General features: G+C 59.6%; 24 protein-coding genes and 1 tRNA gene. 11 read left to right on the top strand and 14 right to left on the bottom strand.

The window, feature by feature from the left end:
• Positions 1–96 precede the first annotated feature (96 nt).
• From argS to mgtE, 6 genes are all read left to right on the top strand, one after another.
• Positions 97–1,842 (top strand): arginine--tRNA ligase, encoded by a 1,746-nt coding sequence (gene argS, locus WJM78_RS01855; protein ID WP_042035933.1) that lies wholly within the window; start codon positions 97–99, stop codon positions 1,840–1,842.
• Between the two features lie 3 nt (positions 1,843–1,845).
• On the top strand, positions 1,846–2,661 hold the full coding sequence (locus WJM78_RS01850) for an SPOR domain-containing protein (protein WP_042035932.1): 816 nt from the start codon (positions 1,846–1,848) through the stop codon (positions 2,659–2,661).
• A 37-nt stretch (positions 2,662–2,698) separates the two neighbouring features.
• The gene (locus WJM78_RS01845) at positions 2,699–2,893 is read left to right on the top strand and encodes a DUF1737 domain-containing protein (RefSeq protein WP_100294131.1); all 195 of its coding nucleotides are present in this window, start codon (positions 2,699–2,701) and stop codon (positions 2,891–2,893) included.
• A 245-nt stretch (positions 2,894–3,138) separates the two neighbouring features.
• Positions 3,139–3,672, top strand: a complete 534-nt coding sequence (hslV, locus tag WJM78_RS01840) for an ATP-dependent protease subunit HslV (RefSeq protein ID WP_108537143.1) — start codon at positions 3,139–3,141, stop codon at positions 3,670–3,672.
• Between the two features lie 64 nt (positions 3,673–3,736).
• Positions 3,737–5,065, top strand: coding sequence for an HslU--HslV peptidase ATPase subunit (gene hslU, locus WJM78_RS01835; RefSeq protein WP_042035928.1), 1,329 nt, complete (start codon positions 3,737–3,739; stop codon positions 5,063–5,065).
• Between the two features lie 276 nt (positions 5,066–5,341).
• On the top strand, positions 5,342–6,766 hold the full coding sequence (mgtE, locus tag WJM78_RS01830; protein WP_339013061.1) for a magnesium transporter: 1,425 nt from the start codon (positions 5,342–5,344) through the stop codon (positions 6,764–6,766).
• A 71-nt stretch (positions 6,767–6,837) separates the two neighbouring features.
• Here mgtE and WJM78_RS01825 read toward each other — a convergent pair whose 3' ends face one another.
• Complete coding sequence (locus WJM78_RS01825) at positions 6,838–7,026, bottom strand: hypothetical protein (RefSeq protein WP_108537669.1); 189 nt, start codon at positions 7,024–7,026, stop codon at positions 6,838–6,840.
• Between the two features lie 146 nt (positions 7,027–7,172).
• Between WJM78_RS01825 and rraA the strand changes: the two genes are divergently transcribed.
• A complete protein-coding gene (rraA, locus tag WJM78_RS01820) occupies positions 7,173–7,658 on the top strand; it encodes a ribonuclease E activity regulator RraA (RefSeq protein WP_026456861.1) in 486 nt (161 codons plus the stop codon).
• A 270-nt stretch (positions 7,659–7,928) separates the two neighbouring features.
• On the opposite strand, the gene WJM78_RS01815 is transcribed toward rraA, so the two are convergent.
• The 3 genes from WJM78_RS01815 to WJM78_RS01805 form a co-directional block, all read right to left on the bottom strand.
• Complete coding sequence (locus WJM78_RS01815; protein ID WP_042035925.1) at positions 7,929–8,603, bottom strand: 7-cyano-7-deazaguanine/7-aminomethyl-7-deazaguanine transporter; 675 nt, start codon at positions 8,601–8,603, stop codon at positions 7,929–7,931.
• 168 nt (positions 8,604–8,771) lie between these two features.
• A complete protein-coding gene (locus tag WJM78_RS01810) occupies positions 8,772–9,062 on the bottom strand; it encodes a DUF3630 family protein (RefSeq protein ID WP_339013058.1) in 291 nt (96 codons plus the stop codon).
• A gap of 10 nt (positions 9,063–9,072) precedes the next feature.
• Complete coding sequence (locus tag WJM78_RS01805; protein ID WP_339013055.1) at positions 9,073–10,500, bottom strand: protein adenylyltransferase SelO; 1,428 nt, start codon at positions 10,498–10,500, stop codon at positions 9,073–9,075.
• 104 nt (positions 10,501–10,604) lie between these two features.
• Here WJM78_RS01805 and WJM78_RS01800 point away from each other — a divergent pair, with 104 nt between their 5' ends.
• Positions 10,605–10,904, top strand: coding sequence for a cytochrome c (locus tag WJM78_RS01800; protein WP_339013052.1), 300 nt, complete (start codon positions 10,605–10,607; stop codon positions 10,902–10,904).
• 50 nt (positions 10,905–10,954) lie between these two features.
• Here the strand turns inward: WJM78_RS01800 and recQ are convergent, their stop codons facing one another.
• On the bottom strand, positions 10,955–12,778 hold the full coding sequence (recQ, locus tag WJM78_RS01795; RefSeq protein WP_339013049.1) for an ATP-dependent DNA helicase RecQ: 1,824 nt from the start codon (positions 12,776–12,778) through the stop codon (positions 10,955–10,957).
• Between the two features lie 133 nt (positions 12,779–12,911).
• Between recQ and WJM78_RS01790 the strand changes: the two genes are divergently transcribed.
• The gene (locus WJM78_RS01790) at positions 12,912–13,376 is read left to right on the top strand and encodes a thioesterase family protein (RefSeq protein WP_339013046.1); all 465 of its coding nucleotides are present in this window, start codon (positions 12,912–12,914) and stop codon (positions 13,374–13,376) included.
• 123 nt (positions 13,377–13,499) lie between these two features.
• Positions 13,500–14,027 (top strand): hypothetical protein, encoded by a 528-nt coding sequence (locus tag WJM78_RS01785; RefSeq protein ID WP_108536125.1) that lies wholly within the window; start codon positions 13,500–13,502, stop codon positions 14,025–14,027.
• A gap of 265 nt (positions 14,028–14,292) precedes the next feature.
• Here the strand turns inward: WJM78_RS01785 and WJM78_RS01780 are convergent.
• From WJM78_RS01780 to WJM78_RS01740, 9 genes are all read right to left on the bottom strand, one after another.
• Positions 14,293–14,369, bottom strand: a tRNA-Pro gene (locus WJM78_RS01780).
• Between the two features lie 154 nt (positions 14,370–14,523).
• Positions 14,524–15,228: an MOSC domain-containing protein gene (locus WJM78_RS01775; protein WP_339013042.1), complete on the bottom strand. Its 705-nt coding sequence runs from the start codon at positions 15,226–15,228 to the stop codon at positions 14,524–14,526.
• Positions 15,229–15,273: 45 nt separating this feature from the next.
• Positions 15,274–16,116, bottom strand: coding sequence for an ABC transporter permease subunit (locus WJM78_RS01770; protein WP_042035917.1), 843 nt, complete (start codon positions 16,114–16,116; stop codon positions 15,274–15,276).
• A complete protein-coding gene (locus WJM78_RS01765; RefSeq protein WP_339013039.1) occupies positions 16,113–17,018 on the bottom strand; it encodes an ABC transporter permease subunit in 906 nt (301 codons plus the stop codon). The genes WJM78_RS01770 and WJM78_RS01765 overlap by 4 nt, the downstream gene beginning before the upstream one ends.
• Positions 17,015–18,169 carry a polyamine ABC transporter ATP-binding protein gene (gene potA / locus WJM78_RS01760; protein WP_042035915.1) on the bottom strand — a complete coding sequence of 385 codons (1,155 nt, stop codon included), beginning with the start codon at positions 18,167–18,169 and terminating at the stop codon, positions 17,015–17,017. The genes WJM78_RS01765 and potA overlap by 4 nt, the downstream gene beginning before the upstream one ends.
• Positions 18,170–18,243: 74 nt before the next feature.
• Positions 18,244–19,305, bottom strand: a complete 1,062-nt coding sequence (locus WJM78_RS01755; RefSeq protein WP_219927925.1) for a polyamine ABC transporter substrate-binding protein — start codon at positions 19,303–19,305, stop codon at positions 18,244–18,246.
• A 140-nt stretch (positions 19,306–19,445) separates the two neighbouring features.
• A complete protein-coding gene (locus tag WJM78_RS01750) occupies positions 19,446–20,543 on the bottom strand; it encodes a polyamine ABC transporter substrate-binding protein (RefSeq protein WP_339013033.1) in 1,098 nt (365 codons plus the stop codon).
• Positions 20,544–20,597: 54 nt separating this feature from the next.
• A complete protein-coding gene (locus WJM78_RS01745) occupies positions 20,598–21,959 on the bottom strand; it encodes an aspartate aminotransferase family protein (protein ID WP_042035912.1) in 1,362 nt (453 codons plus the stop codon).
• Between the two features lie 175 nt (positions 21,960–22,134).
• Positions 22,135–23,466: a glutamine synthetase family protein gene (locus tag WJM78_RS01740; RefSeq protein WP_042035911.1), complete on the bottom strand. Its 1,332-nt coding sequence runs from the start codon at positions 23,464–23,466 to the stop codon at positions 22,135–22,137.
• A gap of 467 nt (positions 23,467–23,933) precedes the next feature.
• Here WJM78_RS01740 and WJM78_RS01735 point away from each other — a divergent pair, with 467 nt between their 5' ends.
• Positions 23,934–24,320: a TraR/DksA family transcriptional regulator gene (locus WJM78_RS01735; RefSeq protein WP_042035910.1), complete on the top strand. Its 387-nt coding sequence runs from the start codon at positions 23,934–23,936 to the stop codon at positions 24,318–24,320.
• Positions 24,321–24,378: the final 58 nt, after the last annotated feature.

Genomic DNA, 24,378 nt, shown 5'->3' with positions numbered 1-24,378 from the left:
GGCGGGCCGTCCCTATAGTTTTCTCGGGCCGATGCGGGTAAAATTCACGCCCTTATATATCAGTCATTTTTCGACGCGCAACCTCGGTGGTCAGTTATGAAAGAGCATATTCATCATCTACTTGAACAAACGGTAGCCAATCTCAAGTCAGCAGGCGTGTTGCCGGCGGACCTGGAAGCCCGGGTGCAAGTAGACCGATGCAAGGAGAAGGCTCACGGTGACCTGGCCACCAACCTGGCCATGCTGCTGGCCAAACCGGCCCGCAAGAACCCCCGTGAGCTGGCCGCTGCCATCATAGAGCACCTGCCCGCCTCGGACCTGATCGCCAAGGTCGAGATCGCCGGCCCCGGCTTCATCAACTTCTTCTTCGACCAGCGCTGGCTGGCCGGCCAGGTCGAGGCCATGGTGACCAGCGCCAACGCCAACGTGAAACTGCCCAGCCCGCAGACCGTGGTGGTAGATTACTCGGCGCCGAACGTGGCCAAAGAGATGGCGGTGCACCACATCCGCAGCACAGTGCTCGGCGACGTCGCCGCCCGAGCCCTGGAATTCCTCGGCCACAAGGTAGTGCGCGCCAACCACATCGGCGACTGGGGTACCCAGTTCGGCATGCTGATCGCCTATCTGGAGAAGATGGCCAACGAGCACGCCAGCGACATGGCGCTCAAGGATCTCGAAGCCTTCTACACCCAAGCCAAGCGTTGCTACGACGAAGACGAAGCCTTCGCCGAGCGTGCCCGTAACTACGTGGTCAAGCTGCAGGGTGGCGATGAGTACTGCCGCACCATGTGGAAGAAGCTGGTCGACATGACCATGGAGCAGAACCAGATCAACTACGACCGCCTGAATGTCTCCCTGACCAACAAGGACATCATGGGCGAGTCCATGTACAACGACATGCTGCCGCAAATCGTGGACGACCTGAAAGCCAAGGGGCTGGCGGTCGAGAGCGAAGGGGCGACCGTGGTGTTCCTGGACGAGTTCAAGAACAAGGATGGCGAGCCCATGGGCGTCATCATCCAGAAGAGCGATGGCGGTTTCCTCTACACCACTACCGACATCGCCTGTGCCAAGTATCGTTACGAGACCCTGGGCGCCGACCGCGTCATGTACTTCATCGACTCCCGTCAGCACCAGCACTTGATGCAGGCCTGGACCATCACCCGCAAAGCGGGCTATGTGCCGGAATCCGTCCCCCTTGAGCACCACGCCTTCGGCATGATGCTGGGCAAAGATGGTCGGCCCTACAAGACCCGCTCCGGCGGCACCGTCAAGCTGGTTGATCTGCTCAACGAAGCCGAGGAGCGCGCGAGCGCCCTGCTGGAGAACCGCAACAGCGATCTCTCCGCCGCAGAGAAGGCCGAAGTGGTACACGCCATCGCCATGGGTGCGGTCAAGTATGCGGATCTCTCCAAGAACCGCACCACAGACTACATCTTCGACTGGGACATGATGCTGTCGTTCGAAGGCAACACGGCCCCTTACCTGCAGTACGCTTACACCCGTATCCAGTCCATCTTCCGCAAGGCCGGCGTCAATGCCGAGACCTTGACCGGCACTGTGACCCTGAACGAGGAAGCCGAAGAGACCCTGGCCCAGAAACTGATCCAGTTCTCCGACGCGGTCAACGGCGTGGCAGACAAAGGCATGCCACACCTGCTCTGTACCTACCTTTACGAGCTGTCCGGCAACTTCATGACCTTCTATGAAGCCTGCCCGATCAACAAGGATGGCGTGGACGAAGCAAGCCGTCAGAGCCGTCTGCTGCTGTGCGCCGCCACCGCCAAGGTCCTGAAACTGGGTCTCGGCGTGCTGGGTATCCATACCCTGGAGCGCATGTAATAGATGGCAACCCGAGATTATGTCGGCAGCCGCCCGCGACGTCGGGCGGGTGGCCGCAATACCAAGAAAGCGGCCCCTCGCCGCTTTCCTGTTATTCCAATCCTGCTGGTCGTGGCACTGCTGGCAGGCTTTGGTGGCTTCCTCTACATGATCAACGGCAAGGGCAGCGATGCCCCCACCATTGAAGAACAGGTCAAGGCCAACAAGCCCAAGACGCAAAACAACGGGTTGCCGCAGGAGAAGTGGAGCTATATCGAACGGCTGGAGAACAAGCAGGTCGATATCACAGAGCCGCCCCCCCGACCGGGTGTGCTGCCACCGCCCCCTGCCCAGACCCTGACCTTGCAGCCGGAGAAACTGCCGCAGCCGGTGCCGACCGACATTCCCCAGCCGGGCACCCCCATAGGTCAGGTGCAGCCTTACAAGCCGCAACCGGTTCAACCCGCCAAGCCCGCCCCCGTGGCCACAGCCCAGGTGCAGGTGATCGACCGCCAAGCTGAGCGGGAACGGATGGAGCGTGAACTGCGGGCCGAGCTGGAACGGGAACGGGCCGAGACCACCAGGGCTCAGGCGGCGGCCGACAGCGGTCGCTACATGATGCAATGTGCCGCGCTGCGCTCGCAGGATTCTGCCGAGTCGCTCAAGGCGCGTATCGCCTTTGGCGCCGGCCTCTCCTCCAGCCTGCAGATGGTAAATGGCGACAATGGCACCGTCTATAAGGTGATGGTGGGTCCCTTTAGCGGCAAGGCGGCCGTCGATGCGGCCAACCGCAAGCTGCAAAGCGCCGGCATCAGCGGCTGCATCCCCAAAAAGGGCTAGCATTCTGTCAGGTTGAACCAACAGGGAGAGCAAGAGCATGAAAAATTCGAAACAGCCACCCAATGGCCTTCCGATTTACCGCTTAATTACCGGGCCTGATGACGCAACATTTTGTTTTCGTGTCAGCGAAGCACTTGCTCAAGGCTACACGCTGTATGGTTCTCCCTCGGCTACATTCAATGGCCAAACTGTGATCGTGTGCCAAGCGGTTGTCTGGTCTGAAGCAACATAATGCGGATAGCTTGCCAAGATTTCACCTCAATGTATGTTTACGCCTAGCCAAACGCTCTGCGGGACAATTTGCGACAGGGCCGGGTAGCAACACCCGGCCCTGTTTCTTTTGGTGCCACTCGCCACTGCACCTGTCCCGCCCCGTGTTGTCCCGCCAAACAACAGGCTTGAAAAACCCGCTTGCCATCCCCATCTTTCTTGCCATGCACAGTCTGGCCGTTATTCGGCTCAAGCGAGGTAAGTAAAGTGACTACCATAGTTTCAGTTCGCCGCAACGGTCAGGTCGTCATCGGTGGCGATGGCCAAGTCTCTCTTGGCAACACCGTCATGAAGGGCAACGCCCGCAAGGTTCATCGTCTCTATAACGGCAAGGTGCTGGCCGGTTTCGCCGGCGGCACCGCTGACGCCTTCACCCTGCTCGAGCGCTTCGAAGCCAAACTGCAGGCCCATCAGGGTAATCTGGAGCGCGCCGCCGTGGCGCTGGCCAAAGATTGGCGCACCGATCGCGCCCTGCGCCGTCTCGAGGCCCTGCTGGCGGTGGCCGATGAAAACAAATCCTTCATCATCACCGGCAACGGTGATGTGGTGCAGCCGGAGCATGACCTGATCGCCATCGGCTCGGGTGGCAACTTCGCCCAGTCCGCCGCCATCGCGCTGCTGGAAAACACCGAGCTGGATGCCAAGACCATCGTCGAGAAGTCCCTCAAGATTGCGGGCGACATCTGCGTCTTCACCAATGGCCACCACACCATTGAAGTGCTGAACTATTCTGCTAAATAAGCCAGCCACGTAACCCATTCTCCAAGGGGTGGGCCCTGCCCGCCCCGGATACAGGAACTCCATCATGTCCGAGATGACCCCGAGAGAAATCGTCCACGAGCTGGACCGACACATCATTGGCCAGGCCGACGCCAAGCGTGCCGTCGCCGTCGCCCTGCGCAATCGCTGGCGCCGGATGCAGCTCGATGAAGAGATGCGTCACGAAGTGACCCCGAAAAACATCCTGATGATAGGCCCGACCGGGGTCGGCAAGACCGAGATCGCCCGTCGTCTGGCCAAGCTGGCCAACGCCCCCTTCATCAAGGTGGAAGCGACCAAGTTCACTGAGGTGGGCTATGTGGGTAAGGAAGTGGACAGCATCATCCGCGATCTGACCGACGTCGCCATCAAGCTGGTGCGCGAGACCGAGATGGAGAAGATGAAATACCGCGCCGAGGAAGCCGCCGAGGAGCGCATCCTCGACGCCCTGCTGCCCAACCCGCGCAACAGCTGGGGCGAGGAGGAGAAGGCAGACAACTCCAACACCCGCCAGATCTTCCGCAAGAAGCTGCGAGAAGGCCAGCTGAATGACAAGGAGATCGAACTCGAGCTGTCAGCCAGTCCCATGGGTGTCGACATCATGACCCCCCCGGGCATGGAAGAGATGGCAAGCCAGTTGCAGGGGCTGTTCCAGAACCTGGGCCAGAACCAGAAGAAGAAGCGCAGGATCAAGGTCAAAGAGGCCATGAAGGTGCTGATCGAAGAGGAAGCGGCCCGTCTGGTCAATCCGGAAGAGTTGAAGCAGAAGGCGATTGCGGCGGTCGAGAACAACGGCATCGTCTTCCTCGACGAGATCGACAAGATCTGCAAGCGCGGCGAGAGCTCGGGCCCCGATGTCTCCCGCGAGGGGGTACAGCGCGACCTGCTACCGCTGGTGGAGGGCTGCACGGTCAGCACCAAGCACGGCATGGTCAAGACAGACCACATACTGTTTGTCGCCTCCGGTGCCTTTCAGGTGGCCCGCCCGTCCGATCTCATCCCAGAGCTGCAGGGTCGCCTGCCCATCCGGGTCGAGCTGACCGCGCTCACCACAGACGACTTCGAGCGCATCCTGACCGAGCCGAACGCCTCGCTCACCGATCAGTACCAGGCGCTGATGGCCACCGAAGGGGTCAAGATCGAGTTCACCAAAGATGGTATCCGCCGTCTGGCCGAAGCGGCCTGGCAGGTCAACGAGCGCACCGAGAACATAGGTGCCCGCCGCCTGCACACCGTCATGGAGCGGCTGATGGAAGACATTTCCTATGATGCCTCCGAGAAGTCAGGCGAGACCTTCGTCATCGATACCGACTACGTCAACGCCCACCTCGGTGCGCTGATCGAGGACGAGGATCTGAGCCGCTTCATCCTGTAAGCACAAGCGCAGCACCCTTCCGTACCAAGACGCCTCCCCCTGTGGAGGCGTTTTTTATGCCATTTCAGTCTCACGTCGCTGCCCGCACTGCATCCCGGCCAGACAGGTGCGCTGCACTGGCCTGAGCCCGCCGTCAGGCTCGCCATTGAGACCGTCACCATCATGGTGGCAGTTTTTTATCCGCACTTACCGCATTCATGGTCATAACCTCTTGTTTTGAGTCTGGTATCCTATAGGGAAGGTCATCCGGCCAACCGAATTCAGGAATTCTGTGTCATGTCTCTCCCCGTCAAGAACAGCGCCAAGCAGCGTGAACAAGACAGATCGCGCATTCTCACCCTACTGCTGGTCGATGATGCCCTCACCGACAGCCTGCTGGATCCGCAGGCGGTACAGGATGCCGAGCTACGCGACCAGACCAGCGAGATCACCAATCTGGTCAACCGCCTGCCCGCCGCAGATATCGCCGATGCGCTGGAATCCCTGCCACCGGACGAGCGCCACGTGCTGTGGCAACTGGTGGATGAGGCGAAGCATGGCCAGGTTCTGGTCGAGGCCTCGGAGACAGTGTGGGACAGCCTGATCAGCGGCATGAGCGACAAGGCGCTGCTGCACGCCCTGCGCACCCTGGACATAGACGATCAGATCTACCTCGGCCAATATCTGCCCCGCAACCTGATGGGCCGACTGCTCACCTCCATGGCACCTCCCCAGCGCGATCAGGTGAGAGAGGTGATCCGCTACGGCAAGCACACGGTCGGCACCATGATGGACTTCGAGCTCATCACGGTGCGCGCCGAGGTGAGTCTGGCGACCGTGCAGCGCTACCTGCGCCTGCGTGGCAAGATCCCCGTCAACACCGACAAGCTGTTCGTCATCGACAGGCGCAACCGACTGCAGGGGGAGCTGCCGCTCACCACAGTGCTGCTGCACAAGCCGGCAACCCTGGTCGCCGAGGTAATGGAGCGGGATCCGGTCACCTTCGATCCGGAGGACAACGACGAGGCAGCGGCCCGCACCTTCGAGCGGGATGACCTGATCTCCGCCGCAGTGGTGGACGCACGCGGCAAGCTGATGGGCCGCCTCACCGTCGCCGAAGTGGTGGATCTGGTGTATGAGGAGAGCGACACAGATCTGCGCCGCATGGGGGGGATCAGCGAAGATGAAGACGTATTCGCCCCGGTCAGCAAAGCGGTCAAGACCCGCTGGGCCTGGCTCGCCATCAACCTCTGTACCGCCTTCGTGGCCTCCCGGGTCATAGGTCTGTTCGAGCACACCATATCGCAACTGGTGGCGCTGGCGGCCCTGATGCCCATAGTCGCGGGGATCGGCGGCAACACAGGCAACCAGACCATCACCATGATAGTGCGGGCGCTGGCGCTGCAGCACATCCAGGCTGGCAACGTCTCCTTCCTGCTGTGGCGCGAACTGGGGGTGGCACTTATCAACGGCCTGGTGTGGGGCGGCACCATGGGGCTGGCCACCTATGCCCTCTATCAGGATGCCGCACTGGGCGCCGTGATGACGTTGGCCATGATGATCAACCTGCTGGTCGCCGCCCTGATGGGGGTCATCATCCCCATGACGATGTCACGTCTCGGCCGGGATCCGGCGATCGGTGCCAGCGTGATGATCACCGCCATCACGGATACCGGCGGCTTCTTCATCTTCCTCGGGCTGGCGACCCTGTTCCTCATCTAGTAAGGACGAGTCGTCCCGATCAAAAAAGGGGTCCTGCACGGACCCCTTTTTCTGTTCCAGGGGGCGGGCTGCTAGACCCGATACCTAGCCACCGCCTGATTGAGCAGCTTGGCCTGCTCGGTCAAGCCATGGTTGGATGTGGCATTTTCCTCCGCCATCAGACCCGCCTCCTGGGCTATGTCGCGGATGTTGTTGACGTTGCGGTTCACCTCGCTGACCACCAGCACTGTGTTCAGGATCAACTTATGACGGATCAGCACGATGGACCTCTCACGAACAGGGCATTGACTGCATTGAGATTACGCAGAAAACGCTATCCCCGTTGTTGTTCAAGGAATATTCATTGAAATGCCAGTCCCACTCCTTATACTGGATCCCACCTGTTTCCAGCCGTGGATTTGACACTATGGAATACAACACTTCAGAACTGTGCGACATCTATCAGGACATGGTGGATGTGCTCGAACCCATGCTCTGCTCCTTCGGCGGCCGTGCCTCTTTCGGCGGCGTCATCACCACAGTCAAATGCTTCGAATCGAATGGCCTGATCCGTGAGATCGTTAAAGAGAACGGCGTCGGCCGCGTGCTGCTGATCGATGGCGGTGGCTCCATGCGCCGTGCCTTGATCGACAGCGAAATTGCCACTACAGCAGCCGAGAACGAGTGGGAAGGCATCGTCTGCTACGGCTGCGTGCGCGAAGTCGACATCCTGGAGGATCTGGATATCGGTATTCAGGCACTGGCTGCCATTCCGGTGGGCGCCGACAGCAAGGACGTGGGGGAGACGGATCTGCCGGTCAACTTCGGTGGCGTCACCTTCCTGCCCGATGACCACCTCTACGCCGATACCACGGGGGTGATCCTCTCCCCTGAGGCGCTCGATATCGAGTAAGCCGCAACCTATGTAACGACGGGAGCCTTGGCTCCCATTTTTTATGGCTGTCACTTGCTGAAAAAAACAAAAAAAGAGGGCCAGAAGAACTGGCCCTATAACTGGAAGCAATGTGAGCAATGTCGTGCCTTCACAAGAAGTCCATCACGTTGGAACGAATGAAGTCTTTCCCGGAAAACAAGTTAACAATAATCATTCTCATTTAACTAAGCAACTCTTATTTGCCAAAAGTGCAAAAAAATTGACCATCCCGGGGGATGGTCAATTGCGTCAGGCTTGGCGCGTCGCCGCTTGCAGGCCGGCCAATCCGGCCTCACCCACCAGCTTGCTGCTGAGATAACGCAGTAAGACGCCGTAGAGAGGCACAAACAGACCAAGGCTTATCAGCAACTTGAACACATAGTCCACGGTTGCGATCTCGACCCAGTGCTCGGCCATGAAGGGATCCGTGCTACGCCAGAAGGCGATGCTGAAGAAGGCGATGGTATCCACCAGGTTGCCAAACAGGGTCGAGGCGGCGGGTGCCACCCACCAGGCCCTGAGCCGCCGCAGGCGGTTGAATACCACCACGTCCATAAACTGGCCCACCAGATAGGCCATAAAGCTGGCCAGCGCGATGCGAGCCACGAACAAGTTAAACTCCGCCAGATTGCCCATGCCCTGATAACTGCCCTCGAAGAACAGCACGGAGAGCACATAGGAAACAGCCAGCGCAGGCAGCATCACGGTCTGGATGATCTTGCGGGCCAGACCGACACCGAAAATCCGCACCGTCAGATCGGTGGCCAGAAAGATGAACGGGAAGCTGAAGGCACCCCAGGTGGTGTGGAAGCCAAAGATGGTAATCGGCAGCTGCACCAGGTAGTTACTGCTGGCAATGATCAGGATGTGGAACAACGAGAGACGCACCAGCGCCGTCTGGTGCTGAGCAGGGGTCAGATTCATATTGTGACCTTTTTGGTTAATGGGGTTAGGGAACCCATACCGCCACCATTGGCGATAATTGAGGGGCGCGATTATACGCCCCCCAACTGATAGTTCAATCTTTATGCTATTGATTCAACCAGCGGCCATTGTCATCAAAGGGCAAGGTCATGCCCCCAAGCAGCCCGCTCAGCCTTTGTTATGCTGACAGCCAAGCCAGAACAAGACCTCGCGATCGACCGGCTGCACCGCCGTCAGCCAGCAACCGCTATGGTGTTCATACTCCAGCCTGAGCTGGCTCCCTTCAAATTCCAGCAACCAGCCGTGGCGATCGGCGCCCCACTCCCTGTCGAGCAGCCTGAGCTCCCAATCCTGCAACAAGGCCTCTGCCAGCGCCGGGAAGGTATCCCAGCAGAGCCCGGGGCAATCCAGCATCAGCACGGCTGACTCCGTGTCTGTCCGCGTTACACGCCAATCCATCGCTCATCCCTCAACTGCTGCAAGAAAGCTCACCACCGCAATACCACTGGGGAACCGGGGTCGCCAGGTCGTCATACTCGGGTTGTTCGTCATAGGGGTGCTGCAAGGCCGCAAACAACCGCTCGAACGGAGTCATATCCCCCGCCTCAGCGGCATCTATCGCCTGCTGAGCCAGGGCATTGCGCAGCACGTACTTGGGATTGATGGCATCCATCTGCCGCTTGCGGGCGGCATCCTCGCTTCCTTCCCGCACCAGTCGCGCCCGATAGAGCGCGAGCCACTGCTGCCAACGCGCAGGATCCGGCAGCAGAGCCAGCAGGGCGGCTGGCCACTCCCCCTGCTGAGTCAGCTCACCCAGGCGGCGCAGGAAGAGGTGATAGTCCACTCTCTGGCTCGCCAGCAGTTGGAACAGCTCGCGGAACAACGTCGGGTCCTCCTCTTCCCACACCACCAACCCGAGCCGGGCGCGCATCAGTTCGGAGTAGTGCAGCATCAGCTGCTGCTCGTACTGGGCCAGCGCGGCGGCCAGGGCGTCGCCATCCACATGGTCTGCCAACGCCTGCGCCAGCTTTTGCAGATTCCAGTAACCCACAGCGGGTTGCTGATCCAGTGCATAACGACCGCCCGGATCCGAGTGATTACAGACAAAATCCGGCACATAGGCATCGATGAAACCGTAGGGGCCGTAATCCAGGGTCAGCCCGAGCAGCGACATGTTGTCGGTGTTCATCACCCCATGACAGAAGCCCGCCGCCTGCCACTTGGCGATGAGCCGCGCGGTACGTCGTACCACCTCGGCAAACAGCTCAGCCCCGCTGTCCAGCTCGGGGAAGTGGTGACACAGCAGATAGTCGATGAGCAGCGGTATCTTCTCCCCCTGCCCGCTCCAGGCGAAATATTCGATGTGACCGAACCGCAGGTGGCTGGGAGCGGTTCGCAGCACGGTTGCGCCCGTCTCTTCCTGCTCCCGGTAGACAGGCTCCTTGCTGCCAACCAGTACCAGCGCACGCGTGGTGGGAATGCCAAGGGCATGCAGCGCCTCTGAGGCGAGATATTCGCGGATGCTGGATCTCAGCACGGCGCGACCGTCACCAAAGCGGGAGAAAGGCGTCTTGCCCGCCCCTTTCAGGTGCAGATCCCAGCCCTGACCATCCGGCGCCCGCAGCTCACCCAGCAGCAGCGCACGCCCATCACCGAGGCGTGGGCTGTAACCGCCGAACTGATGGCCCGCATAAACTTGGGCCACCGGCTGCATACCGGACAGTGGCTGACCCAGACCACAGCAGGCAAGCCAGTCTGTTTCGCTGACATCGCCCAGTCCCAGCTCGTTCAGCAGGCTGTGGTTGAGGTGCAGCAATCTGGGTTCGTGCAGCGGCTGGGGGGCCACGGGCTCACAGGCCCAGGGCAGTTCGGTGGCAAAAGTGTTGATCAGCTTCATGGTAGTGCGATTCGTCCCTGCGTATGCTCGTGTCACTCTTTATACCGCCGTCGGCCCACTCAGGCTAACAGGCGATCGCGCTATTTCATTTCAAGGGGAAAAAGATGCAAAGATGGTTGGGCGCCCTGCCCCTGCTGATATTGTTGTGGGGACAAGCCCTGGCTGCCGATATCGAGGCGGGCAAGGCCAAGGCGGTGGTCTGCTCCGCCTGCCATGGGGTTGAGGGCAAGGCACTGATCCCCGGCTATCCCCATCTGGCCGGCCAGAATGCCGCCTATCTGGTGAAACAGTTGAAAGCCTTCAAGGAGGGCAGTCGCAAGGAACCCCTGATGCTGCCCTTCATGGCCCCGCTAACCGAGGCCGACATGGAAAACCTGGCGGCCTACTACGCCAGCTTGAAATAGCCTCGTGGTGCCCGGCGGACGGGCGCCCCATTCCTGATGGACCTGCTTTCCTAGCGGCGGCAGTAGTCGATGATAAGGTCCATAAAGGCTTCACCGAAGCGCTCCAGCTTGCGATGTCCGACGCCATTGATGGCCAGCATCTCGCCCTCGGTCATCGGCATCAGCTGGGCCATCTCCACCAGGGTCGCGTCGTTGAACACCACGTAGGGCGGCACCTCTTCATCCTCGGCGATCTGCTTGCGCAGGCCGCGCAGCTCCTTGAACAGCCGTTTGTCATAGTTGGCGTTGTCCAGCAGGCCGTTGCGCTTCTCCTTGCGACTGGAGATGGGCTGCAACCGTGGCACCGCCAGTTCCAGCTTCATCTCGCCACGCAGCACAGGGCGGGCCGCTTCGGTCAGCTGCAGCACCAGATTGCGGGTGATGTTCTGGGTCAGCAGCCCCTTGTGGATCAACTGGCGGATCACACTCATCCAGTACTCGTGACTCTGATCCTTGCCGATGCCGTAGGTCGACAGCTTGTCGTGGCCGTGATCCTTGATGCGCTGGTTGAGAGAGCCACGCAATACCTCCACCACGTAACCCACCCCGAAGTTCTGGCCCACCCGCCAGACGCAGGAGAGCGCCTTCTGGGCATCTTCGGTACCGTCATAACTCTTGGGCGGATCCAGACAGATGTCGCAGTTGCCGCACGGCTTGTCGTTGTACTCGCCGAAATAGTTGAGCAGCACCTGACGGCGGCAGGTCTGCGCCTCGGCAAAGGCCGCCATCACGTTGAGCTTGTACTGCTCAACCTGCAACTGCTGGGGATTTTCTATGTTGTCGAGCAGGCGCCGCACCCGGCCTATGTCGGCGGGATCGTACAGCAGCAGCGCCTCGGCCGGGGTACCGTCACGGCCAGCTCGGCCCGTTTCCTGATAGTAGGACTCGATGTTTTTGGGGATGTCGTAGTGGACCACGAAACGCACGTTCGGCTTGTCGATACCCATGCCGAATGCCACCGTCGCCACCACTATCTCGACGTCATCCTTGAGGAAGGCATCCTGGGTCTGCTGGCGCTGGGCCAACGGCAGGCCGGCGTGGTAGGGCGCAGCCTTGCTGCCATGGCGGGAGAGGCGCTCTGCGACCTCTTCCACACGGTTGCGGCTGGAGCAGTAGACGATGCCGCAGTTACCCTTCTGGCTCTGCACGTAGCGCAGCAACTGCTCCGCCGCCTTGAACTTCTCCACCAGGCTGTAGCGAATGTTGGGCCTGTCGAAGCTGGCGGTGTGGACGAAGGGATCGTTGAGCTCCAATCGGTGCAGCATGTCGCTGCGGGTCGCCTCGTCGGCGGTCGCGGTGAGCGCCACGACTGGCACTTGGGGGAACCACTGCTTTAGCCGCCCGAGCGCCGCGTATTCCGGCCGAAAATCGTGACCCCACTGGGAGACACAGTGGGCCTCGTCGATGGCGAACAAGCCGAGCGGCAGCTCCGCCAGCCGATCCATGAACTCATGCTGCAGCAAGCGCTCGGGGGATACATACAGCAGTTTGATCTCGCCACGGCGCATGGCGGCAAAGTTCTGGATCATCTCCTCCCGGCTCAGGGCCGAGTTGATGTAGATGGCCGCCACACCGTTGGCCCGCAGGCTATCGACCTGATCCTTCATCAACGAGATAAGTGGGGAGACCACCACCCCGAGCCCGGGGCGCAGCAGCGCCGGGATCTGGAAGCAGAGTGACTTGCCGCCACCGGTGGGTTTGAGCACCATGGCATCACGTCCCGCCACTATCTGCTCGATGATCTCCAGCTGGCCCGGCCGAAATTGCTGGTAGCCGAATACCGCCTGCAACAGGGCAAGAGGTGTATAGGGCAAGGTTTCGGCAATGACGGTCATGGGCTCTCCTTTGGGGTCGCCATTCTAAAGCAGCCGCCGCTCACAATAAACCTGCCATTGCGACTGTTAATGAAGTGTTGCAGACTGGCTGGCGTTTTTACTCGGCGTTGATGACAGGGAGCGGTATCAGAGAATGAAACACATGCTGAAGAAGATGGCGCTCAGTGGTATTGCCAACCTGTTCGCCGAGCGGATGCCGTTCAACAAGCTGATTGGCATACAGGTGACCCACTACGACTTCGAGAAGGTGGAGCTGCGCATCAAGATGGATGACAAGCTAATCGGCAACCCCTTCCACAACATCTTGCACGGCGGCGTCACCGCCAGCCTGCTGGATGTGGCTGGCGGCATGATAGTCGCCGCCTCCTGCACCGACGAGCTGGCAGACTTCTCCCCCAACTACCTCAAAGAACGCTTCTCCCGCCTCGGCACCATAGACCTGCGCGTGGACTACCTGCGCCCGGGCCGCGGCAACGAGTTCATCGCCACCGCCCACATCATCCGTGCCGGCAGTAAAGTCGCCGTCGCCCGGATGGAACTGCACAATGAAGAGGGCACCCACATCGCCTTCGGGACCGGCACCTATCTGGTGGGCTGACTCACCGATTGCATAAAAACAACACTGCTAATCTGATTTTAATCATTAGAATCGTTACCCCCTCTGCCACCCACGGGTCCATACTGACATTCGGGATTGTGTGCAGAGGGAGGATTGCAGGCGATGAGTGCGAAACGGGCCACCAAACCATCCAGAGCCTTGTTGACACAGATCGAGTCCATGCTCGACGAGGTGCAGACACCCGAGTGTCGCCACTGGCTGGAACAGGAGCTTGAGGGATACTCTCTCTGTTCGCCCCTGCCCTGGTATCGCATCGTAGCCTGTCGGCAACGCGGCCACTTCATGGATCTGAAGACGGGAAAATATTTGACCTGTCATATCAACAGTCAAACGCTAAGCCAACGCGATCTGGCCCAGATTCAGTTCATCTATGCCCGTGAACCCGCCACCCATTATCTACTGCAACGCAATTCCGGTATTGAACCCTGGCCAGAGCAGCTGCTGGAAGATTATCAGGAGCAGTTGATCCCCGGCCATTTATGCCTGCAAGCCTGGCATGAACCCGTGTCTTCATTACGTTCACAACTGATGGAGGGAATCGAACATTTCATTAGTGAGTACCCCAAGCACGCGGCCTTGCAACCTCAACACAGCTTCAAGGCATTGCGGCATCAGCACTGGCATATCTGAGTAAGCGCCTTGCGCGCAAGGAGGGCACCATAGACAAGACCCATAGTGAGATTGCCACAATCTAGAGTGCCGGAGTCAGGATCAGACTCCACCCTGGGCCACCGAGCGGTGGCCCTTTTAATGCCTGCACACTACGACGGCACCCGGATAGATGGGCAAGAAAGCTGCAACGGCCTCGGCATGCCACAACCAGCCAGACATTCCGTACCGGGATCGGTAAAATCCGAATGCGAAAAGGCCGCTCATTGAGCGGCCTTTTCTAATATGGTCGGTGTGAGAGGATTCGAACCTCCGACCCCTTCGTCCCGAACGAAGTGCGCTACCAAGCTGCGCTACACACCGATGTCTGCGGGGCGAGAATTTACCTAATGCCCCGACATGACACAAGCCTTTTTTGTGTTTTAAGGGAAAAAAATGGCCGTTCGTTCAACTATTCAGCGCTTTGGCACCGGGTTCACAGAAAGGGCGTAAGGGCGTGACATTTCTCCAACCCACCCTAGGAAAGCTGACATTCGGCGGGTCCCAGCAAGCGGCGCTGCCAGTCGGCCACCTCCCCATGTTCCAGCCAGTTGGCCGCATGCTGGCGCCAATTGGGAGAGAGCGCCGGGTTCTCCAGCAGCAACAGCAGATCCGCTTCGTCCCGTACCTGATTGAACAGGATATCGGCGGTCCGCTTCACCGTCAGGGCGGGATAGGGCCTGTCGACCAGCACCATAGTTTCCTGCGGTGCGACCGCCCCCTCCTCCAGCACCCTCAACAGCCAGCCACAGCGGCCATTGAGCTGCATCACCTGTGATATTTGACCATAACCGAAACGCTGGTTGAGCTTGAAACAGGGGGATCTCGGCTGGCTTATCTGGATCAGCGCCTCACCGAGCCGATAGATATCACCAATACAGGCCTGCGGCTCGGTCAACCCAAGGCCGGACAGATTCTCGCCAAAAGCGGCGGGTTGCCAGGGTGTGCGGGGCGCAGCAAGGCCCATGGCGGTTTGCCAGGTCTGCCACCAGGGATAGTGATCGGCAGGATAGTAGTGGAGCGCCCGATCCGGGCCACCGTGGTGGCGCAGGTCACACTGCTCATCGCCTTCCAGACCGGCAAAGGTACAGCGAACGGACGCAGAGATCGGTTGCTTGTGAATGGCGGTGGTGAGGCCGGGCACCAGCTCGGTGCCACGACCGCTAAAAAGGGAGATCCGCATACTCATCCTCTAGGTCGACGAGAGTAGGCGGATCTTATCATGGCGTCAGACGACGGCCTGCATCTGGGTGGTCATGGCTATCTCGGCGCGACGGCGTTTCTCAGCCTTGGCCATCAGGTACCAGCTACCAAAGGTGAACAGCGACACCGATAACAGGATCAGACTGGCTACCGCGTTGATCTCGGGTTTCACGCCGAGTCGCACCGCCGAGAAGACTTCCATCGGCAAGGTGGTCGCCCCCGGACCCGAGACAAAGCTCGCCAGCACCAGATCATCCAGCGACAGAGCAAACGACATCATGCCACCCGCCGCCAGCGAGGGGGCTATCATGGGGATGGTGATCAGGAAGAACACCTTCCAGGGTTTTGCACCCAGATCCATGGCTGCCTCCTCGATAGAGAGATCCAGCTCCCGCAGGCGCGCCGACACCACGATCGCCACATAGGCGGTACAGAAGGTAGTGTGAGCGATCCAGATGGTCACCATGCCACGCTCGGCAGGCCAACCCACCAGCTGGGCCATGGCCACAAACAGCAGCAACAACGACAGACCCGTGATCACCTCGGGCATCACCAGGGGTGCCGTCACCAGCCCGCCGAACAGGGTCCGGCCGCGGAAGTGCGGGATCCGGGTCAACACGAAGGCCGCCACCGTCCCCAGCGCCACGGCGGCAACCGCCGTATAGAGCGCAATCTCCAGCGAGCGCAGCACAGAGCCTATCAGCTGCTTGTTGTCGAGCAGGCCGAAGTACCACTTGAGCGACCAGCCCCCCCACACAGTCACCAGCTTGGAGGCGTTGAAGGAGTAGATCACCATGATGACCATGGGCAGGTAGATAAACAGCAGCCCCAGCCACAACATCAGCTTGGCAAAACCGAAACGCTTCATACCTTGCCCTCTAATTCTTTCGCCTGGTTGCGGTTAAACAGGATGATGGGCACGATAAGCACTGCCAGCATCACCACCGCCAGGGCAGACGCCACAGGCCAGTCGCGGTTGTTGAAGAACTCCTGCCACAGTACCTTGCCGATCATCAGGGTCTCGGGGCCGCCGAGCAGTTCCGGGATCACGAATTCGCCCACCACGGGAATGAACACCAGCATGCAGCCGGCTATGATGCCGTTCTTGGACAGCGGCACCGTGATCTGCCAGAAGCGGGTCAGGTTGCGGGCACCGAGGTCAGAGGCCGCCTCCAGCAGGCTCTGATCGTGCTTGACCAGGTTGGCGTAGAGCGGCAGCACCATGAACGGCAGGTAGGAGTAAACGATGCCGATATAGACCGCCAGGTTGGTATTGAGGATCTGCAGCGGTTCATCGATCACCCCGATCCCCAGCAAGACGCTGTTGAGCAAACCGTTGTTGCTGAGGATCCCCATCCACGCATAGACCCGGATCAGGATCGCGGTCCAGGTCGGCATCATGATGAGCAGCAGCAGAACGGTCTGGGTCTCCTTGTTGGCCCGCGCGATGGAGTAGGCCATGGGATAGGCGATCAGCAGACAGAGCAGGGTGCTGACGAAGGCAATCTTGAGAGAACCGAGATAGGCCGCTATGTAGAGTTCATCCTCCCACAGCAGCAGGTAGTTGCCCATGTTGAGCAAGATGGTGAGCTGATTGTCGGCCCAGCTCACCACGTCCGTGTAGGGCGGGATCGCCACGTCCGCTTCGGCGAAGCTGATCTTCACCACTATGATGAAGGGCAGCAAGAAGAAGAGGAACAGCCAGAAGAACGGAATGCCGATCACCAGCTGGCGCCCACCCAGTCGCTTCAGTCGTCTCAATGCCTTCATGATTGCAACACCACGCCGCTGTCATCTTCCCAATAGAGGAACACCTGATCATCCCAGGTTGGCCGCTTGCCGTGGCGTTCGGCGTTGGCGATGAAAGCCTGAACGATTTTGCCCGAGGGCAGCTGGATGTGGTAAACCGAGTGGCCGCCCAGATAGGCGATGTCATAGACCTCACCCTTGGTCCAGTTGAAGTCCGGGTGCTCAATCTCGGTCGGTTTCTGGGTGCTCATCAGCAGTTTTTCCGGCCGCAGGGCGTAGGTCACCTTCTTGTTCTCGGCGCGGGAACTGATGCCGTGGCCCACGTAGATGGGTTGTTCCAAGTCGGCGCAGGCGATGGTGGCATGGTCCTGCTCATCCTCCACCAACAGACCGTCGAACAGGTTGACGTTGCCGATAAATTCGCACACCAGCCGGCTGGCCGGAGTCTCGTAGATATCCATGGGGCTGCCGATCTGCTCGATGCAGCCCAGATGCATAATGGCGATCCGTTCGGCCATGGTCATGGCCTCTTCCTGATCGTGTGTCACCATGACGCAGGTTACACCGACGCGCTCGATGATCTCGACCAGCTCCAACTGCATCTGCGAACGCAGCTTCTTGTCCAATGCTCCCATGGGTTCGTCCAGCAGCAACAGCTTGGGGCGCTTGGCCAGGGAACGGGCCAGGGCGACCCGCTGGCGCTGACCACCGGAGAGTTGGTGCGGCTTGCGGCGCGCATACTGGGTCATCTGCACCAGCTTGAGCATCTCCTCCACCCGCGCATTCACCTCCGCCTTGGGCAGGCCATCCTGCTTGAGACCGAAGGCGATGTTCTGCGCCACCGTCATGTGGGGGAACAGAGCGTAGGACTGGAACATCATGTTGATGGGACGTTCATAGGGCGGCATGTCGGTGATGTCGACACCATCGAGAAACAAGCGCCCCTCGGTGGGGCGCTCGAATCCAGCCAGCATCCGCAGCAGGGTCGACTTGCCGGAACCGGACCCCCCCAGCAGGGCGAAGATTTCGCCCTTGTGGATGTTGAGGGACACGTTGTCGACCGCCAGCGTTTCATCGAACTGCTTGCTTACCCTGTCAATCTTCACCAGCACTTCTTTGCGCTGCTGGTTGCCCTCGAGGGCTTTCTTGTAGGCACTGGAGGCTATCGCCATTACCAAACTCCCAAACGTGATACCGGCCTGGGCCGATCCATAAAACAGTCTGGCGCCCCCGAACGGGCGCCAGGTTAGGTTCCGGACTTGATCTTGGTCCAACTCCGGGTGATCAGACGCTGCACCGCACGGGGATGTGCCTGCTGCACATACAGCCGTTCCAGCACCGCCTGGGGTGGATAGACGGACTCGTCATCACGCACGCTCTCGTCCATGTACTCTCCCGCCTTGGCATTGGGATTCGCATAGCCCACATGGTTGCTGATCTTGGCTATCACCTCTGGCTGGAGTACGTAGTTGATCAGGGCGTGCGCCTCTTTCACATTGGTGGCATCCGCCGGGATCGCCATCATGTCGAACCAGAGGTTGCCCCCCTCTTTCGGGATGCTGTAAGCAATCTTGATCCCCTTGCCCGCCTCGTCGGCACGAGCCGCCGCCTGCAATATGTCGCCGGAGAAGCCGGCTGCGACGCAGATGTCGCCATTGGCCAGATCGCCTATGTACTTGGAGGAGTGGAAGTAGGCCACATAGGGTCGCACCTTGAGCAACTGGCTCTCGGCACGCTTGAGATCGGCCGGTTCCTGGCTGTTGGGATCTAGCCCGAGATAGTTGAGCGCCGCCGGGATCATCTCGTCGGCCGAGTCGAGAAAGGCGACGCCGCAACGGGCCAGCTTCTGCATGTTTTCCGGCTCGAAAATCATGGCCCAGGAGTCAATCTTGTCGACCCCCAGCACGGCCTTGACCTTGTCAACGTTGTAACCGATGCCATTGGTACCCCACAGGTAGGGCACGGCGTACTGATGACCCGGATCCACTTTGTCGAGCTGCTTGAGCAACACAGGATCCAGATTGACCAGATTGGGCAGCAGGGCAGGATCCAGCTTCTGGAACGCGCCGGCCTTGATCTGCTTGGCCAGGAAATTGTTGGAAGGCACCACCAGATCGTAACCGGTGCGTCCGGTCAGCAGCTTGCCTTCCAGGGTCTCGTTGGAATCAAACACGTCGTAGACGGTCCGGATCCCGGTTGCCTGCTGAAAGTCACTGAGGGTGGTCTCGCCGATATAATCGGACCAGTTGTAAAAATGAACCACTGGGGCTGCCTGGGCCACGTTTGCCAACCCCAACGCCAGGGCCATCGTCACTATCTTGGTTGTGTGCACGTATATCAGTCCTCATGTTTTTTGGTATGCCAGTGCGCATCCATGCGCGCCGTCCAACCTGTCGGGTTGCCACCACCCTCCCGGCCGAACTGCAGACCGGGAGGGGCACTCATCACTTACTTGCCTGATTTTATCTTGGTCCAGCTGCGGGTCATCAGACGCTGCGTCTTGGCCGGCAGATCCGGGAAGGTATAGATCTTCTTGAGCGTCTCCGCATTCGGGTAGATACCCGGGTCGGTACGGATAGGCTCATCCACCAGCGGGGTCGCCGCCCTGTTGCCGTTCGGGAACTGCACCACGTTGGTGATGTTGGCGATCACTTCCGGCTTCATCAGGTAGTTGATGAAGGTGTGGGCGGCCTCGACGTTCTTGGCATCGGCCGGAATGGCCAGCATGTCAAAGAAGCTGCCAGCCCCCTCTTTCGGAATGGTGTAGGTCAGGGTCACGCCGTTCTTGGCCTCCGCCGCCCGCGCCTTGGACTGCTGCAAGTCTCCCGAGTAACCGACAGCGACACACAGGTTGCCGTTGGCCAGATCCGAGATGTACTTGGAGGAGTGGAAATAAGCGGTATAGGGACGGATGGAGAGGAACAGTGCCTCTGCCTGCTTCAACTCGTCCGGCTTCTGGCTATCCGGTTTGAAGCCCAGATATTGCAGGGCAGCCGGCAGCATTTCGGTCGGTGAGTCGAGGAAAGAGACACCACACTCTTTCAGTTTGGCCATGTTCTCCGATTTGAACACCAGGTCCCAGGAGTCCACAGGCGCGTCCTTGCCCAGCACGGCTTTCACCTTCTCGGCGTTGTAGGCGAAGCCAATGGTGCCCCACATGTAAGGAATGGAGTACTGGTTGCCCGGGTCGCTCGGATCGAGCGCCTTCAACAGGTCGACATCCATGTTTTGCCAATTGGAGAGCTTGGACTTGTCCAGCTTCTGGAACACGCCCGCCTTGATCTGTTTGGCCAGGAAGGGGTTGGACGGCACGACTATGTCGTAGCCCGAACTACCCGCCAACAACTTGGCTTCCAGCACCTCGTTGCTGTCGAACACGTCGTATACCACCTTGATGCCCGTCTCTTTCTGGAAGTTTTCCAGGGTATCCGGCGCGATATAGTCGCTCCAGTTGTAGACGTGCAACACCTTGTTCTCAGCCATCGCCCCGGTACTCATCATGACCAGCGCGACAGAAGCGGCAATCATTCCCGTTTTGAAAGACATCGTCCTTGTCTCCTAAGCAAATTGTATGCGCAAGCCAACCTGCCCGGCACTCACCTAACCTTTCAGCTTTGCAGCCGTCAGATCCAGACTGAGCCTGGCCAGATTGACCAATTCATCCACCTGTTCCTCAGTGATCACCAAGGGGGGCGATATGATCATGGTATCGCCGACAGCCCTCATCACCAAGCCATTGTTAAAGCAGAACTCCCGGCAGGTCATACCGGCCTGCAGCGCAGCCGGGAAGCGGCTGTTGGTCTGTTTGTCCTGCACTATTTCCAGCGCGGCCACCAGGCCTTTGCCACGGGTTTCTCCCACCAGCGGATGCTCTGCCAGTTCGCGCCAGCGGCGCTGCAAATAGGGGCCGATATTATCATGAATTCGCTTAACTATGCTTTCATTTTGCATAAGCGTAATGTTGGCGATAGCGACGGCGCAGGCCACCGGATGCCCGGAATAGGTGAAGCCGTGGTTGAATTCGCCGCCCTCCTCCACCAGCACCTTGGCGACCCTGTCACCCACCATCACGGCCCCCATCGGCAGATAGCCGGAGGTGATTCCCTTGGCCAGGCACATGAGGTCCGGCTTGATGCCAAACCCTTCGCTGGCGAACCAGTGACCGGTACGGCCGAAACCGCAGATCACCTCGTCGGCGATGAGCAGGATGCCGTAGTGATCGCAAATACGCTGGATCTCGGGCCAGTAGCTGTCGGGCGGGATGATGACGCCGCCAGCACCCTGGATGGGCTCGCCGATAAAGGCGGCGACCTTGTCCACCCCCAGTTCCAGTATCTTCTGTTCCAGCTGGCGGGCGCGCTCCAGACCAAACTCATGGGCGCTCATCCCCTGCCCCTCACCGAAGTGGTAGGGCTGATCGATGTGCACTATGCCGGGGATGGGCAGGCCACCCTGGGCATGCATGCCCTTCATGCCGCCCAGGCTGGCGCCCGCCACCGTCGAGCCGTGGTAGGCATTGTGGCGACTGATGATCACCTGCTTGTCCGGCTGCCCCTTGCTGGCCCAGTAGTGGCGTACCATGCGCAGTACGGTATCGTTGCACTCGGAGCCCGAACCGGTGAAGAAGACGTGATTGAGATGGGAGGGGGTGATCTCGGCCAGCAGGGTCGCCAGCTCGGCCGCAGGCGGGTGGCTGGTCTGGAAGAAGAGGTTGTAGTAGGGCAGTTGCTGCATCTGTTTGGTGGCGGCATCCACCAGTTCCTGCCGACCATAACCCATGTTGACGCACCAGAGACCCGCCATCCCGTCCAGTATGCGGCGCCCCTCCGAATCTTCCAGATAGATGCCTTCTGCCTTGGTGATGATGCGGCTGCCCTTCTTGTTGAGCGCCTGAAAGTCGGTAAAGGGGTGCAGGTGGTGGCTGGCATCCAGCTGTTGCCACTCACGTGTGGTCTGCTTCATTGCTTGCTCCTCGGTTCCTTCGATTTAAGCGAGACGGTTTCGTCAGTCGTTGAGGACGGCTGGCGCGCTCACAGCACTGCCACTCACCGGTGGGGTGTTGATGCGATATGAGCAGAGGGGAGGCCGTCATTGGCCTCCCCGTATCTGGGCGGCGCGTGGCAAGCACGCATCCGGATCACACGTTCAGCAGCAGGAACTCCCGCTCCCAGCGGCTGATCACCCCGAAGTAGGTCTCGTACTCCTTGCGCTTGACCGCGACAAAGGCCCGGATGAAGCGCTCCCCCAGCATCTCCTTGATGGGCTCACACTGTTCCAGGTGACTCAGGGCCTCCTCCAGCGAGCGGGGCAGGCTGTAGGGCAGATCATAGGCACTCGACTTCATCTCCTGCAGCGGCTCGAGCTTCTCCATCATGCCGAGGTAACCACAGGCCAGGGTGGCGGCCAGGGCCAGATACGGATTGGCATCGGCCCCGGCGAAGCGGTTTTCGACCCGGCGTGCACCGGCCTCGGAGAAGGGTACGCGCAGGCCGCAGGTGCGGTTTTCCACCCCCCACTGCACGTTGCGCGGCGCGCTCTCGCCGAAGGTGAGGCGACGGTAGGAGTTGACGTTCGGCGCCAGCAAGGCGGTCACCGCCGGGGTGTACTTTTGCAGGCCCGCGATGAAGTGCATGAACTGCTCGGTATTGCCGCCATTTTCCGTGCCGAACAGGTTGCGACCGTCCACATCTTCCAGGCTCTGGTGGATGTGCATGGCGGAGCCCGGCTCGTCGCTCATCGGCTTGGCCATAAAGGTGGCGTAGATGCCATGCTTGTGGGCCGCCTCACGCATGGTGCGCTTGAACAGGAACACCTGATCCGCCAGATCGATGGCATCGCCGTGCAGGAAGTTGATCTCCATCTGGGCGGCGCCGGATTCGTGGATCAGGGTGTCCACTTCCAGCTCCTGCGCCTCACAGTAGTCGTACATGTCCTCGAAGATGGGGTCGAATTCGTTGACCGCATCGATACTGAACGACTGGCGGGCCGTCTCGGGACGGCCATTGCGGCCAATGGGCGGCACCAGCGGGTAGTCGGGGTCTTCGTTGCGCTTGACCAGATAGAACTCCAGCTCGGGCGCCACCACCGGCTTCCAGCCCTGTTTCTCATAAAATGACAGTACCCGACGCAGCACGGAGCGCGGCGCTATGTCGATCAGCTTGCCATTGATGTCGAAACAGTCGTGGATCACCTGAGCGGTCGGCTCCAGCGCCCAGGGCACAAAACGAATGGTGTTGGGGTCCGGGTAGAGCTGCATGTCCCGCTCCAGCGGGTCTATCATGCTGTCGTCATCCGGGTACTCGCCGGTCACCGTCTGGGTGAAGATGACCTCGGGCAGCCGCATGCCCCCTTCGCGCAAAAATTTGTTGGCTGGAATGATCTTGCCTCGGGCATTACCGGTGAAATCCGGAAACAGGCACTCCACTTCCGTGATGCGATTGCTCTCCATCCAGCCCTTGATACTGTCCATGTTAAACCCCGACTTTACGATTGCCATTGGCAAAGGTGTCTAATATATGGAACACCCTTGTTATCGAATTGTAATCAACGCCACCATAAAAGCCCGCCGTTATAGCCAATGTCAAGCAGTGGTGTTTAAAAAATGATAAGTAACGGTGCATATAATGACCATGGCGACACCAAATACTAAACACCCTGGCGCCCTCAACGCTGACGGCAATCCCGGTGCCACCGAGGGGGCCTGATCCCCCATGCTCTCAGTCAGCCCCTGTCCGAATCGGGTCATTTTTTTGCAAGGGCGCACAATCCTTGCCCTATTTGCTTTGCATACCTGCTTTTTTTTGGTACAAGGCCCGCCCTGATTTGCACTCTCCTGCTTGGATTTGGTGCAAATGCAGGACACAGGGCTTGGTCTGCAGGCAGACAGCCCCCATAAACAGGGATAATTGGGTTAGTAACTGACTGGTAGTAAACCGTATGTGTGATTTCATGACTAAAGACCAACTGGCCTTTTACAAGGGGCAGATCGAGCGCCAGATCCTCGAACTCGAGGATCGCCTCAATTCCCAGGCCAGCCAGGCCATCGCCACCGATACCAACGAGATGGCAGATGAAATTGACCGTGCCAGTATCGAGGAAGCCCGTCGTCTGGAGCTGAACCGCATCGAGCATGACAAGTTGCACCTGCGCAAGCTGCAGGGTGCATTAAGGCGTATCAACGAAGGGGATTTTGGTTACTGCGAATCTTGCGGTGACGAGATCTCACTCAAGCGACTTCAGGCTCGTCCCGAGTCCCGCTTCTGTCTCGAATGCCAGAGTACCAAGGAGTTCAACGATACCCATGTGTATCGTCGCGTCGCCTGATTCTTCGAAGAACCGTCACGAGCCGGTCGCGAGAAGTCGTCAACCATGCGCAGCAAAG

Origin of the sequence: Aeromonas popoffii (genome assembly GCF_037818705.1) — a bacterium.
GTDB lineage: Bacteria > Pseudomonadota > Gammaproteobacteria > Enterobacterales > Aeromonadaceae > Aeromonas > Aeromonas popoffii.
The sequence above is the reverse complement of the archived record's forward strand: the minus strand, read 5'-3'. Positions and strand labels throughout refer to the sequence as shown.

Bases quoted from the DNA above. Each gene is read 5' to 3' on its own strand.
- argS (WP_042035933.1), top strand. From the start codon at position 97: ATGAAAGAGCATATTCATCATCTACTTGAACAAACGGTAGCCAATCTC.
- WJM78_RS01850 (WP_042035932.1), top strand. From the start codon at position 1,846: ATGGCAACCCGAGATTATGTCGGCAGCCGCCCGCGACGTCGGGCGGGT.
- WJM78_RS01845 (WP_100294131.1), top strand. From the start codon at position 2,699: ATGAAAAATTCGAAACAGCCACCCAATGGCCTTCCGATTTACCGCTTA.
- hslU (WP_042035928.1), top strand. From the start codon at position 3,737: ATGTCCGAGATGACCCCGAGAGAAATCGTCCACGAGCTGGACCGACAC.
- mgtE (WP_339013061.1), top strand. From the start codon at position 5,342: ATGTCTCTCCCCGTCAAGAACAGCGCCAAGCAGCGTGAACAAGACAGA.
- rraA (WP_026456861.1), top strand. From the start codon at position 7,173: ATGGAATACAACACTTCAGAACTGTGCGACATCTATCAGGACATGGTG.
- WJM78_RS01815 (WP_042035925.1), bottom strand. From the start codon at position 8,603: ATGAATCTGACCCCTGCTCAGCACCAGACGGCGCTGGTGCGTCTCTCG.
- WJM78_RS01810 (WP_339013058.1), bottom strand. From the start codon at position 9,062: ATGGATTGGCGTGTAACGCGGACAGACACGGAGTCAGCCGTGCTGATG.
- WJM78_RS01805 (WP_339013055.1), bottom strand. From the start codon at position 10,500: ATGAAGCTGATCAACACTTTTGCCACCGAACTGCCCTGGGCCTGTGAG.
- WJM78_RS01800 (WP_339013052.1), top strand. From the start codon at position 10,605: ATGCAAAGATGGTTGGGCGCCCTGCCCCTGCTGATATTGTTGTGGGGA.
- recQ (WP_339013049.1), bottom strand. From the start codon at position 12,778: ATGACCGTCATTGCCGAAACCTTGCCCTATACACCTCTTGCCCTGTTG.
- WJM78_RS01790 (WP_339013046.1), top strand. From the start codon at position 12,912: ATGAAACACATGCTGAAGAAGATGGCGCTCAGTGGTATTGCCAACCTG.
- WJM78_RS01785 (WP_108536125.1), top strand. From the start codon at position 13,500: ATGAGTGCGAAACGGGCCACCAAACCATCCAGAGCCTTGTTGACACAG.
- WJM78_RS01775 (WP_339013042.1), bottom strand. From the start codon at position 15,228: ATGCGGATCTCCCTTTTTAGCGGTCGTGGCACCGAGCTGGTGCCCGGC.
- WJM78_RS01770 (WP_042035917.1), bottom strand. From the start codon at position 16,116: ATGAAGCGTTTCGGTTTTGCCAAGCTGATGTTGTGGCTGGGGCTGCTG.
- WJM78_RS01765 (WP_339013039.1), bottom strand. From the start codon at position 17,018: ATGAAGGCATTGAGACGACTGAAGCGACTGGGTGGGCGCCAGCTGGTG.
- potA (WP_042035915.1), bottom strand. From the start codon at position 18,169: ATGGCGATAGCCTCCAGTGCCTACAAGAAAGCCCTCGAGGGCAACCAG.
- WJM78_RS01755 (WP_219927925.1), bottom strand. From the start codon at position 19,305: ATGGCCCTGGCGTTGGGGTTGGCAAACGTGGCCCAGGCAGCCCCAGTG.
- WJM78_RS01750 (WP_339013033.1), bottom strand. From the start codon at position 20,543: ATGTCTTTCAAAACGGGAATGATTGCCGCTTCTGTCGCGCTGGTCATG.
- WJM78_RS01745 (WP_042035912.1), bottom strand. From the start codon at position 21,959: ATGAAGCAGACCACACGTGAGTGGCAACAGCTGGATGCCAGCCACCAC.
- WJM78_RS01740 (WP_042035911.1), bottom strand. From the start codon at position 23,466: ATGGACAGTATCAAGGGCTGGATGGAGAGCAATCGCATCACGGAAGTG.
- WJM78_RS01735 (WP_042035910.1), top strand. From the start codon at position 23,934: ATGTGTGATTTCATGACTAAAGACCAACTGGCCTTTTACAAGGGGCAG.